This is a genomic window from Shewanella sp. SM74, from assembly GCF_025653725.1.
GTDB lineage: Bacteria > Pseudomonadota > Gammaproteobacteria > Enterobacterales > Shewanellaceae > Shewanella > Shewanella oncorhynchi.
Map to the genome: position 1 here is coordinate 316,335 of NZ_JAKKRZ010000003.1, position 12,713 is coordinate 329,047.

The following is a 12,713-nucleotide window of genomic DNA, read 5'->3' on the forward strand; positions in this document are numbered from 1 at the left end:
CACATTGAAATTATTGAGCTAATTCGTTTAAATTGATGCTCCTACCTAAATAGGCCAAAATCACAGGCTGAGCATCAACTTCTAAACGTTTAGCCTGTTGCTTACCAAAAGACCACGCAATCAAGGCACCAACGGCCGCAAAGCCCATGGCACCTAGGTTAGGATTAAACTCAAGCAACTGGCCTAAAAATTGTCCTAAGGCCGCGCCGACAAACAGGCCAAACAGCGGCATTAAATAGATTAATGCCGCGGCTTTGAGGATCACGCTCTCGGGAAGGCCTAATTTGAGTAATTCACCAGCCTCACAGCGGCGGTCACTCTGAATAGAAAATTGCTGGGTTTTCGAGGAAAAAGCCTGAGCGACAGCAGAGGTCCCGCAAGACTCACTGTTACTGCAGCTCTTGCAGGTACTCTTAAGTTCCACTTCAACCGTCAACCAGCCTTGACTATCACTGGAGACGACTCTGGCAATTTCTTCCATCATAATCGGCGTCCTATTCTAGCGTCAGACTTTTAGCAATGCGCGTTAAGGTTTCTGTCGGCACTTTACCCACAGCAACCACTTCGGCATTACCGACTTTTTCTGAGACTAATGACAAGCCATTACGGGTAATTAATTCTTCAGGCAATGGACTCGTACCCGCACGCGCCACATAAACAGAAATATTTGCCAGTCCATCGGTCAGTGCTATGTATTCCACCGCTTCGTGACTGCCAATTAATCTATGGTGGTCGCGCACTACCACAGTAAAACCTGCGGGTAACCAAGCAAATTGCCAGTTTTGACCGTCTTGGCGCTCGGCTTGATCGATAACTGCCGGCCACTCTTGCTTATAGGCCTCTTGCAAAATAGCTGGCGGCTCGCTGAATTCAATGAGTTCAATCACCATGATCTGCTCAAGTAATTGCTTATCTTGAGTCAGCATGTCGTATCTCAGCGGCAGATAGGTTTCCATATCAAGCCAAATTTGAAAGCCATAACGGAATTCATCATTAGGCAACAGGCGGATCATTTGCCCCGGACGCCCAGCGATACGGGTACGGCCACCGAGTACAAACTGATAACCCACTTCTAAGTCCGCCATATTGGCAGAGAAAGCAGCAGGCCAGACACCTTGAATATGATTAGAAACGATACTATACGCAGGCTCATCGTGCTCAATAAAGGTGACACGATTACCGACACGCACTGCATTTTTAGGTGGACCGTTAAGGTATTCTAGAAAGGCAACTTCTTGATTATTCACCTTACCATGCAGGTAAACCAAAGGCCGAATATGATCGGCCTGAAGTTGAATAATCGATGCTTTAAACTCTTTCTCTCGTAAAGCCTGGCTCATTTTCTCGAGCCAAGCTTTGGCAGGCATGTCTTCCTGCGCGATTGCAGGAAAGACCAAGGCTAATAAAGCCAACAGGATTAGACGCAAGCTAACTCCTCGTTATTGATTGACCGGAACGGGTACGACCTCGGTATTGTCCTCTACAACCGCACCAGTATTCAATCGTTGTTGCAACATATGATCTTGGATATAAGTATTAATTCGGCGACGTTGCTCATTCACCTGATCATTGGTATAGCCTTGATTCTGTTGTACAGGACCGGTTTGTAGGCTCACAGGTGATGCGCTACCAATCAGCGGCCTTGTAATTAACACGGGCGATGGTGACGCGGCATCATCGGCGGTTTGATTGTAATTCTGCACACCCACAATCGCAAACATAGCAACCGTCGCAGCAATGGCATATTGACCAAATTGCTTAAATAAAGGTACGACGCGGCTTTGCTCCGAATTGGCGGCAATTTGTGGCGTTACAGGTGCAGCAACGTTAGACGCATGATGCTTAGGCGCAACTATCGCTGGCTCAAGCTCAATGGCGGCGGCAATGCTAGCAGAGAGATCTAACACAATAGTCTGCGGCAATTCGCCACGCATGGCATCGCCTATCATATGATAGTTATGCCATTTATCATGTGAATGTGTATCAGCAGATAACTCTGCCATGGTCTGCTCATCAGTCTCTCCATCGACTGCGGCAGATACCCATTCTTGACCTAATTTATCCATTTTTCACCTGTCTAAATATAAGGGTTTCTTAAAATAAGAATTTAGGCTTCCAGCAAAGGCTGGAGCTTTTTATCGATTGCTTCTCGTGCTCGGAAGATACGTGATCTTACGGTCCCGACAGGACAATCCATGACTATGGCAATATCTTCGTAACTCATACCATCGAGTTCACGCAATGAGATGGCCATTCGTAATTCTTCAGGCAAGGTCTCTAATGTATCGAAAATCACTTTTTTGATTTCATCCGATAACATTAGCCGTTCTGGGGAGGCAAACTCCTTCAGCGCGTCACTGCCTTCGTAATATTCGGCATCTTCTGCATCAACATCATTCGCAGGCGTTCTACGCCCCTGTGATACGAGATAATTCTTCGCAGTGTTTACTGCGATGCGGTACAACCAAGTATAAAATGCACTTTCACCGCGAAAGTTTGGCAAAGCTCTGTAAGCTTTGATAAACGCTTCCTGTGCCACATCAGCAACGTCCGCTTGGTTCCGTACATAACGGGATATCAAGCTAATGACTTTACTTTGATATTTAAGCACTAACAGGTTAAAAGCGTTTTTATCACCTTGTTGTACGCGCTCAACTAATTGTTGATCACTTAATTGTCCACTCATCCGAGCCGACTTCTCCTAAATCTAAAATGCTGATTTCTCAGTCGCTCGAATCATATTCACTTATGTAGACTCGCGGGCTTTGAAAAAGTTCTAAAAATTATACAAAAAAAGTAAGGTAAAAAGGAAAGTACCCATAATCGGTGAGTTGGTTTACCATAGTTGGCACTCTTCAGTCACATCATGATACCCGATGAAACAAGTAGTTGAACACCAATCTGACATATTAGTCATAGGTAGCGGTGCCGCAGGTCTGACACTAGCTTTGCATCTTGCTGAAAAAGCAAAAGTAATTCTGCTTTCAAAAGGCCCACTCTCGGAAGGGTCGACTTACTACGCCCAAGGCGGTATCGCCTCCGTCTTCGACGAAAGTGACACTATCGAATCCCATGTTGCAGACACCTTAATCGCAGGGGCGGGTTTATGTGACAAAGACGTTGTCACTTTCACGGCTGAAAATGCCAAGAGTGCGATGCAATGGCTTATCGAATGTGGCGTCGCCTTCGATAAAGAAGAAACCACAGACGGGAACGCAAAAGATGCACCTTACCATTTAACCCGTGAAGGCGGCCATAGCCACAGACGTATTCTGCACGCTGCCGATGCCACAGGCAAAGAAGTGCAAACCACACTGCAAGAACGCGCACTCGCCCACCCCAATATTCACGTTTTAGAACGCTATAACGCCATCGACCTCATCACCACCCGTAAATTAAATCGCCCAGGTAATCGTGTGTTAGGCGCTTATGTCTGGAATCGCAATGAAGAACACGTCGAAACCGTTAAGGCCAAGTTTGTCGCGTTAGCGACTGGTGGTAGCTCAAAGGTTTATCAATATACCTCAAACCCCGATGTCGCTAGTGGTGATGGTATTGCCATGGCATGGCGTGCAGGTTGCCGCGTGGCGAATATGGAGTTCAACCAATTCCATCCAACGTGTTTGTACCACGCAGATGCGCGCAACTTCTTACTCACCGAAGCCCTGCGTGGTGAAGGGGCTTATCTGCGTCGTCCAGATGGCAGCCGCTTTATGCCGGACTTTGATGAACGCGCCGAGTTAGCTCCCCGTGACATCGTTGCCCGCGCCATCGATTATGAGATGAAACGTCTGGGTGCCGATTGCGTCTATCTAGATATCAGCCATAAAGATGCTGACTTTGTGATGAAGCATTTCCCGACCATCTATAGCCGTTGCTTAGAGCTGGGAATCGATATCACTAAAGATGCGATTCCTGTGGTTCCCGCCGCACACTATACCTGCGGTGGTGTAATGACAGATATGCACGGTCAGACGGATCTCAATGGCCTCTATGCCATTGGTGAAGTCGCCTATACGGGCTTACATGGCGCCAATCGTCTGGCGAGTAACTCGTTACTCGAATGTTTAGTGTTTGCCCGTGCGGCGTCACAGGACATAGAAAGCCAACTGCATAAAATTCAAATCCCGGGACAAATTCCAGCATGGGATGAAAGTAAAGTGTCGAACTCGGATGAGGAAGTGGTCATCGCCCATAACTGGCACGAACTGCGGTTATTCATGTGGGACTACGTTGGAATTGTACGCTCAGATAAACGTCTGGAGCGAGCACTGCGCCGCTGCCTGATGTTACAGCAAGAAATTCAGGAATATTACAGTAACTTCAGGGTTAGCAATAACTTGCTAGAATTACGTAACTTAGTGCAAGTGGCCGAATTAATTATTCGCTGTGCCATGGAGCGTAAAGAAAGCCGTGGACTGCATTTTAATATCGATCATCCAGAGAAATTAGACGCGCCTCGCCCGACTATTTTACTACCTGAAAAGTAACCGCATAGGTGACTTCATCATAAACAGACTAAATCTCAGAATGAGGTTTAGTCTGTTGCATTTTAGCCCGCAGCAACAGCCGACATAAATGTCGATAGTCAGTATCGTCTAACATATCTGCCCAAATCAGCAAGAGCCGTAGCTGAGTATCCACTTCGATATAAATCAAGCAAACAAAGGGCGTGACCCAAGTGCGTTTTAGTACCTGAAAGTGCTCCCCCGTTGACAAACGTCCCTCGCCTTTATCACTCAGCACAAAATCTAAACGCCAATGCTGCAGTCGCCACAACTGCGACAGCAAAAAAATACTAACAAGTACGATAAACAAGTATTTAAGCAGAGATAAGGCGATAATGTCGCTTTGGGGCCAAAGCAGAAATGAGCTAGAACAGACACCAATAAAAACGACCAACGAGAGTCGTTGGTCGAAAGAGGCTTTTACGCTGAAACTATGGTGCCGGTCTTCCACGGACTTTCACTATCATACGAGCCAGTTCAGTGTCAGGGCACACTTCATGGCCCATAAACCAAGCAAACAATTCTGGATCTTCACATTCCAACAAACGGATAAACACGGTTTTATCTTCATCGGACATTTCTTGATAGAAGTTTTCAACAAAAGGTTGAAGCAAGACGTCTAATTCCAGCATCCCACGACGACATGCCCAGCGAACCCTTGCGATGTTCATTAATTCCAAGGTATTTCTCCCAACACAGATTTGGCATTAGTCTATCAGTTCACTGACTAAAGTGTCGATTAACCCTTCATATTGACTCACAAAATTAGCATTGTTGTACTTGCGTATCGAGTCCCTCAAAGAGATCGCTAAAATCTGTATCCAATAATCGCTTTACCGCAGGATGTTGGATCATACGTTCGGCAAACATCACATGGTATTCCTCTTTCACATCGGTGGTTTCACCGAGCAAATTCATACCATGGGAAATCACTTCTTGGCGATAAATCGACGGTGTGACAAAAATACCTCGTTTAAGGTAACCAAAGGCCTTCATCATGGCCGCATCATCGAACTCGCCCAAGATACTGACTTTAAGATTTTGCTCGTCAAACCAGCGATATAGCTGTTGTCCGAGTGAAGTTCTACGGCCGGGGATTAATAGCTGGCCTTGTTCTAAACAGGCAGGAAAATCAGCGCTATAAGTCTCAGCGGAGAAAAAACTCACGCCACACTCGCCTAATTTTTTAGATAAAATTTCAGGGTATTTCAGTGACTCACCTGCACAATCCGAAAGGATCATATCCAGTTTATGCTCACGTAAACGCGCCATTAGGCTCTCGTGAGTCGCCTCATAGCAGGCTAAATGCATAGAATTGTCATTAGGCACTACGGATAATAACACTCGGCTGACTAAAGCTTTAGATAAGGCATCGGCAATACCCACCTCGAATAACATGGCATCCGCTTTTTGATAGTTAAGTAAATCGAGCATTTCATAGCTAAGGCTAAACATCTTATCGGCGTAGCGAAACACCAATTCACCTAATTCTGTCGCCTCCAATGTCCGCCCGACTCGCTTGAACAGACTGCCGTTTAACCTATCTTCTAAGGCACGAATTTGCCCCGTTATCGTTTGCGGCGTCAAACATAGGGCTTCGGCCGCCTTCGCGACTGAGCCCTTTTTCTTAATCATCCAAAAATAATACAAGTGGTTATAATTCAAGTGCAGCATGCTAACCCGCTGTTAATGCTCCCTCAAACGCCAAAGCGCTGAGGGGTTACTGTGTTATTTTAAACTCGATTAGTTTAAAATCAGATGATTAAAAACCTGATGATTCCCAGTCAAGTTACTTTAAACGCTGGCAGTCGAGTAAGTTAGTAACTATGCCTTGTAACTGCTCCAAATCGGCAGCATTCCCCAGACTTACCGCTTCAGTGACTCCTGAAACTAAAACGTTACGTTCTGGAATACGTTCGGCGCAATAGGTTCGATTCGCTTCTTGGAAACGTTTACCACCGCGATACTTAAGTGCCCTCGATTCATAACCATTAGTTTCTAATCTCGCCCCTAAGGAATCAGATTTAAACATCAAAGCGCCATCCACTATTCCTTCAAGATAGCTTTGGCAAGTCTGCGAGTTTGCATCCTGATTACAGGCCGAAATTTGCGATGCCGTCGCGGTTGTCGATAAACATAAGAGCGTTGCTATTCCCATTAATTTCAACTTTATCATAGTTATACTCCTTTCTTAGGTAACACTTTTGATAACCAGAAATACCCGACTAACGCTGCCATAATCGAACCGATTAAGGTCCCTAGGCGTGCTAAGTCACCGTACATAGGGTCTGCATGTTCAAAGGCTAATGACGCAATAAACATAGACATAGTAAAACCAATACCGCACATGGCCGCGACGGGGGCAATTTGCTTCCAACCTACGCCATCGGGCAATTGAGCTAATTTTAGTTTCACCGCAATAAAGCTAAATAACATTACACCGATTGGCTTACCTAACATCAGGCCCAATGCAATACCAACAGGAACAGGAGAAATTAACGTCTCCAAATTCATATTGCCGACATAAACGCCCGCATTGGCAAAAGCAAACACTGGCAAAATGAGGAAAGTACTCCAAGGATGCAAACTATGCTCTAAGCCTTCTGAGGGTGAACTGCCATCCTTTGCCCGCAATGGAATACAAAAAGCAATGATGACGCCAGCCAGAGTCGCATGCACTCCAGACTTAAGAACGGCAACCCAAAGAATTAACCCTAAGATGCCATAGGGTAAAAGTGAAGTAACCCCTTTGCGGTTTAACCCGACCAGGCCCGCAATCGCTAAACTGGCAATCACTAAACTGATGGTTGATAGGTCAGTACTGTAAAACAGCGCGATAATCACTATGACGCCTAAGTCATCGATGATAGCTAAAGCAAGTAAGAAGACTTTCAGTGAAACAGGAACGCGGCTTCCGAGCAGCGCCATAATACCTAAGGCAAAGGCAATATCGGTCGCGGCAGGAATAGCCCAGCCCGCTTGTGTGACAGGATCACCGTAGTTAAACAGTAAGTACACACCAGCAGGGACTAACATGCCGCCAATGGCAGCAAAGGTAGGCAGGGAAGCTTGAGCGACACTCGATAAGGCGCCTTCAAGTAACTCACGTTTCACTTCTAAACCAATCAGCAAAAAGAATATGGCCATCAAGCCATCGTTTATCCACAGGATGAGTGGCTTGTGTATGTTGAGCTCGCCAATTTTGACTTGAACGTCAGTGCCTAAAAAGCCTTGATAAAGTCCAGATAAGGGGGAATTGGCCATCAGCATGGCTAAGGCAACAGCAACCAATAACAGGATACCGCCAGCCGACTCTTGGCTCAGAAAATTTCTAATTGCTTTTTCCATCTTGCACTCCTAAAAATCATAATGAATTGAGTGTAGACGAATTGTAATAACAAATATAATCGTAAGTTTCTCCCTAACACCTCGGTTATCCCGAAGTGTTAGGCTAAAAAACATACATCACACAGCAACAGGGGCTTTGATATGAGGGTGTGGAGCGTAGTTTGTTAATTCAAAATCATCAAATTGATAGTCAAAAATCGACTCAGGTCTGCGTACAATAGTCATAGTCGGCAGCGGTTTTGGATCACGACTTAACTGCAGTGCCGTCTGTTCCATATGATTAGAATATAAATGGGTATCGCCACCCGTCCACACAAAATCACCTAAGGCCAAGTCACATTGCTGGGCGACCATCATAGTTAACAAAGCATAACTGGCAATATTAAATGGCAAACCAAGAAACACATCACAACTACGCTGATACAGCTGACAAGATAATTTACCATCGGCTACATAGAACTGAAAAAACGCGTGGCACGGTGCCAAAGCCATTTTATCCAGTTCGCCCACGTTCCACGCAGAAACGATAAGACGGCGAGAATCTGGCTGAGATTTTATCTGGGCGATAACTTGCGAAATCTGATCGATAGCATCACCACTCTGGGTTGGCCAACTGCGCCACTGGGCACCATAAACTGGGCCCAAATCGCCATTATCATCGGCCCATTCATCCCAAATGCTGACCTTGTTTTCGCGTAAATAGGCAACGTTAGTTTCACCCTTCAGAAACCACAGCAATTCATGGATGATAGAGCGCATATGGCATTTTTTGGTGCTCACCAAAGGAAAACCTTTGCTCAAATCGAAGCGCATTTGATAGCCAAATACCGAGCGAGTCCCAGTACCTGTGCGATCCGATTTATCCACGCCTTCGGCTAATATGTGCTTCATTAAGTCTAAATACTGTTTCATTGCTGCTTACCTTGCTTACGAAAAATCAAGTACAAACCGATTAACACCATAGGCACAGAGAGTATCTGCCCCATAGTCATAAATCCCCAGTAGAGTCCCAACTGTGTGTCGGGTTGCCTCACAGTTTCAACCATAATACGGAACATACCGTAACCGACTAAGAACATACCAGAGACCGCACCGACTGTATCGGTACGTTTGCTAAACCAGTAAAGTAATAGGAATAATGCTACGCCTTCAAGGGCGAACTGATACAACTGGGATGGATGACGTGGGTCAGGCCCACCGGTTGGAAACACCATAGCCCAAGGCACATCAGTGGTTCGTCCCCAAAGCTCGCCGTTAATAAAGTTACCAATACGACCAGCGCCTAAACCAATAGGCACAACAGGTGCCACCATATCGGCGACAGCAAAAAAAGTACGTTTTTGTTTCCACGCGATATAAAGCATCGCCGTAATCACGCCCATCAAACCGCCGTGGAAGGACATGCCACCTTCCGAGATTTTAAATAAATAGAGGGGACTGGCGAGGAAATAATCGAAATGATAAAAAAGCACGTAACCGATACGACCACCTAAAATCACCCCAAGAAAACCATAAAAGAGTAAATCTGAAACTTGCTCCCGCGTCCATATCCCTTTTGAACGGTCGGCTTGGCGGTTCAACAACCACATGGCCGCAACAAATCCGACTAAATAGGTAAAACCATACCAACGCAGTGCCGGTTCAAAGGTTTGTCCAAAAAGATTAAACGGTCCAAATGAAACGATCACGGGATCGATATTGGGGAAACTCAACGCCATAACACATCCATTAGCAGCCTAAAACAAAGATAAACATAAAAACTAGGTCAGAATTAACTTAAGGCCGACACATAGAAGTAACAATGCAAATATCTTTTTAAGTACAGGTGTTGGCCAAGTGCTCGCCGCTTTTACCCCCACAGGCGCCATCAAGACAGAAGTGATTACTAAACCAAACAATGCAGGTAAATAGATATAGCCTAAGGTACCATAGGGCAACTCAGGGGCATTCATACCTGCAATAATATAGCCGAAACTGCCAGAAAGAGAGATTAAGAAGCCCATCGCAGCAGAAAAGCCCACGGCTTGACGCATCTGTAAACCATAAAAAGTCAAAAATGGCACTATCAGTATACCGCCACCTATCCCGGTCAAACCTGCCAAAACCGCAACAAAAGCCGATACAACAAAAAGCACTACTGAATTAGGTAATTGACGATTTGATTCGGCCTTAACGGGATAAGCCATTTGAATTGTCATTAAAATCACAAAGATGGCAAAACCTTGTTGTAACTTATCAGCGGGAATACGCTCAGCAATAAAACCTGAAGCCAGCGCGCCTATAATCAGGCCCGGTAACATTGATTTGAATAAATCCCAAGGCACATTGCCACGCTTATGGTGGGCACGTGCCGACGAAATAGAGGTGAGAATAATGGCTGCTAGCGAAGTGGCAATTGCAATATGGGGGAGCTGAGTAGAGCTAATACCGACCGATGGCAAAATATAAAGCAGTGCCGGCACTACAATCAAGCCACCACCGATACCTAATAATCCTGCCATAAAGCCGACAAATGCGCCTAAAGCCAAGCAAATAAAGAACACCAACAACAAACTATCCACACGAGTACCTACAGCGTGATAAATTGAGGGCCTTAGCTTAAAGCAAAACACAGCATTAGTTAATTAAGAATTGTTGCGAGACCCTGCTTGGTCAAATATTCTTTAACCAGCTCACGCACTTGGAAGCCGTTTGATAGGCTCAGCGCTTTAGCAAGTAATTGATCTAAATCGGCCCGCGCAACACGACGCAATAGATAATTGATCCGCGCTAAACTGCCCTGATTCATACTCAACTGATCGTATCCCATAGCCACCAGCAAAATGGCCCCCATAGGTTCGCCCGCAAGCTCTCCACAGATACTAATATCGAGTTTATGGTATCGACAATCGAGGTGCGCCTGATGCAAAGCCCGCAATATTCCAGGATGATAACTGTCAAATAACGAGCTCACCCGTGGGTTATTACGGTCAACAGCCAATAAATATTGGGTTAAATCATTACTACCAACAGAGACAAAATCCACTCGTTTTGCCACATCATCCAACTGATATAACATGGCTGGCACTTCGAGCATAATGCCTATGCGTGGCATCACTATGTCGCTGTTAACATCGTTTTTTAATTCAACATAGGCTTGTTGCAAATATTCTAAGGATTGATCGATTTCATCTAAGTTGCTGACCATAGGCAGCAAAATACTTAACTGTTTACCGTCTCCCCCAGCCTGTAGCATGGCCCGTAACTGCACCAAAAACAGCTCAGGATGATCCAGAGACAAGCGAATACCGCGCCATCCAAGGAAAGGATTGTCTTCTTTAATCGGGAAATACGGTAAAGGTTTATCGCCCCCCACATCTAAAGTACGCATCACCACAGGTCGACCGGACGCGGCCGATAAGACCTGTTGATAGACTTTAACTTGCTCAGATTCACTCGGGAAGCGCTGTTGCAGCATAAAAGGAATTTCAGTGCGATAAAGCCCAATACCGTCGGCGCCCTCTGCAATTTCAGAGGCAACACCACTGAGTAATCCCGCATTGAGATACAAGCGAATACGTGAACCATCTAAGGTTACAGAAGGCAGCGCTAATTCTTGGGCATACTGGCGTTGCAAGGCTTTTTGTGCCGAAATCAGGCTACGATACTCACCGACAATCGCAGGTGATGGCGACACCAATAACTGACCACGGCTTGCGTTTACGACCAAAAGTTTTTGGTCAATATTGGCGGATAACAGTTGCTCTACACCTGTAATAGCAGGCACACCTAAGGCACGGGCTAAAATGGCGGCATGGGAGTTTACGCCACCAAGCTCAGTGACAATACCCGCAAGCTTTTGCCTTGGGAACTCAGCCAACATAGTCGCATCGGCTTCACGGGTAATGAGGATTACAGGTTTATCGGGCTCAAGCTCTAGACGTTCTGGCTCAATAAGTTGGCGCAATACTTTTTGACCTAAGTCGCGAATATCGCTAGCCCGCTCCTTAAGGTAAGGGTCTTCCATTGCTAAAAACTGTTGAATATAACGTAGAGACACTCGGCTCACCGCCGACTCAGCAGCCCAACCTAATTGCACTTCACGGGTATATTCGCCGCCTAAACTAGCATCATCGAGCAGTAACTGTAATGCATTGAAAATGGAGACAACTTCGTCATCTTGCTCACGATCAAACCGTTGAGATAAGGCACCTATCGCTTCTTTACAACGCACCATAGCCGTGGTTAAGCGGCTCGATTCATAGGCAATATCGTCAGAACGCACCTCAGGCTGTTCAAGGGGAATTTCCCCACCAAGTACGAAGGCATACGCAATGGCGATACCGTTTGATGCTGAAGTACCTTGAAACAGAATTTGTTGATGATGGGAGCTGACTTGTGCTTTTTGTTTTAAGCCACGCACCGCCATCGCTAATTGGGCGGCGAGCGTCATCAGGAAGGCTTCTTCGCCCTCACTGAATTGGCGAGCACTCGCCTGCTGTACCACTATCACCCCAACCACAGCCTTCTGATAGATAATAGGTACAGCTAAAAAAGCGCGGTATTCTTCTTCGGCGACTTCAGGAAAAAGCTTAAACCTTGGATGAAGCCGAGCATCGGCTAAATTAACGGCCTCTTCTCGCTGGGCAGCGAGTCCAACTAAACCTTCAGTCAGCGGCATACGTACTCGACCAACGGCGCTTTTTTCAAGGCCATCGGTTGCAGATAACACGAGTTCTTGCTCTTCTAGGATATAGATGGAGCAACATTGGGTTTCCATCGCCGCTTTAGTCGATGAAACTAAGATTTCTAATGCGGTTTCCAAACTGTGGGCTGATGCCACAGCCTGAGTAATATCCCTAAGCGTATTTAACACTG

Annotated in this window: 14 protein-coding genes; 1 reads left to right on the forward strand and 13 read right to left on the reverse strand. The window is 45.9% G+C overall.

Annotated features, from left to right (window positions below; translation table 11 throughout):
• Positions 1–10: 10 nt before the first annotated feature.
• Genes L5M49_RS05260 through rpoE form a run of 4 tightly spaced genes read right to left on the reverse strand, consistent with a single transcriptional unit; the run spans position 11 to position 2,686 of the window.
• Positions 11–484, reverse strand: coding sequence for a SoxR reducing system RseC family protein (locus L5M49_RS05260; RefSeq protein ID WP_105249858.1), 474 nt, complete (start codon positions 482–484; stop codon positions 11–13).
• Between the two features lie 10 nt (positions 485–494).
• The gene (locus L5M49_RS05265; protein WP_263265586.1) at positions 495–1,427 is read right to left on the reverse strand and encodes a MucB/RseB C-terminal domain-containing protein; all 933 of its coding nucleotides are present in this window, start codon (positions 1,425–1,427) and stop codon (positions 495–497) included.
• A gap of 12 nt (positions 1,428–1,439) precedes the next feature.
• Complete coding sequence (locus L5M49_RS05270) at positions 1,440–2,066, reverse strand: sigma-E factor negative regulatory protein (RefSeq protein WP_263265587.1); 627 nt, start codon at positions 2,064–2,066, stop codon at positions 1,440–1,442.
• Between the two features lie 41 nt (positions 2,067–2,107).
• Positions 2,108–2,686 (reverse strand): RNA polymerase sigma factor RpoE, encoded by a 579-nt coding sequence (rpoE, locus tag L5M49_RS05275; protein WP_028760826.1) that lies wholly within the window; start codon positions 2,684–2,686, stop codon positions 2,108–2,110.
• A gap of 190 nt (positions 2,687–2,876) precedes the next feature.
• On the opposite strand from rpoE, the gene nadB reads away from it, so the two are divergent.
• Entirely contained in the window at positions 2,877–4,490 is a 1,614-nt protein-coding gene (nadB, locus tag L5M49_RS05280; protein ID WP_219253001.1) for an L-aspartate oxidase, read from the forward strand.
• A 28-nt stretch (positions 4,491–4,518) separates the two neighbouring features.
• Here the strand turns inward: nadB and L5M49_RS05285 are convergent, their stop codons facing one another.
• The 9 genes from L5M49_RS05285 to ptsP form a co-directional block, all read right to left on the reverse strand.
• The gene (locus L5M49_RS05285; protein ID WP_263265588.1) at positions 4,519–4,959 is read right to left on the reverse strand and encodes a protein YgfX; all 441 of its coding nucleotides are present in this window, start codon (positions 4,957–4,959) and stop codon (positions 4,519–4,521) included.
• Complete coding sequence (locus tag L5M49_RS05290; protein ID WP_028760829.1) at positions 4,940–5,188, reverse strand: succinate dehydrogenase assembly factor 2; 249 nt, start codon at positions 5,186–5,188, stop codon at positions 4,940–4,942. The genes L5M49_RS05285 and L5M49_RS05290 overlap by 20 nt, the downstream gene beginning before the upstream one ends.
• Positions 5,189–5,273: 85 nt before the next feature.
• A complete protein-coding gene (gene nhaR, locus L5M49_RS05295) occupies positions 5,274–6,182 on the reverse strand; it encodes a transcriptional activator NhaR (RefSeq protein ID WP_028760830.1) in 909 nt (302 codons plus the stop codon).
• A gap of 115 nt (positions 6,183–6,297) precedes the next feature.
• Positions 6,298–6,684 (reverse strand): hypothetical protein, encoded by a 387-nt coding sequence (locus tag L5M49_RS05300; RefSeq protein WP_105249860.1) that lies wholly within the window; start codon positions 6,682–6,684, stop codon positions 6,298–6,300.
• Between the two features lie 2 nt (positions 6,685–6,686).
• Positions 6,687–7,856 carry a Na+/H+ antiporter NhaA gene (gene nhaA, locus L5M49_RS05305; RefSeq protein ID WP_168823431.1) on the reverse strand — a complete coding sequence of 390 codons (1,170 nt, stop codon included), beginning with the start codon at positions 7,854–7,856 and terminating at the stop codon, positions 6,687–6,689.
• Between the two features lie 117 nt (positions 7,857–7,973).
• On the reverse strand, positions 7,974–8,768 hold the full coding sequence (thyA, locus tag L5M49_RS05310) for a thymidylate synthase (RefSeq protein WP_105249861.1): 795 nt from the start codon (positions 8,766–8,768) through the stop codon (positions 7,974–7,976).
• On the reverse strand, positions 8,765–9,574 hold the full coding sequence (gene lgt, locus L5M49_RS05315; protein WP_263184803.1) for a prolipoprotein diacylglyceryl transferase: 810 nt from the start codon (positions 9,572–9,574) through the stop codon (positions 8,765–8,767). The genes thyA and lgt overlap by 4 nt, the downstream gene beginning before the upstream one ends.
• 42 nt (positions 9,575–9,616) lie before the next feature.
• Positions 9,617–10,417: a sulfite exporter TauE/SafE family protein gene (locus L5M49_RS05320; RefSeq protein WP_028760835.1), complete on the reverse strand. Its 801-nt coding sequence runs from the start codon at positions 10,415–10,417 to the stop codon at positions 9,617–9,619.
• Positions 10,418–10,476: 59 nt separating this feature from the next.
• Positions 10,477–12,711, reverse strand: a complete 2,235-nt coding sequence (gene ptsP / locus L5M49_RS05325) for a phosphoenolpyruvate--protein phosphotransferase (protein WP_263265589.1) — start codon at positions 12,709–12,711, stop codon at positions 10,477–10,479.
• Between the last annotated feature and the right edge of the window lie 2 nt (positions 12,712–12,713).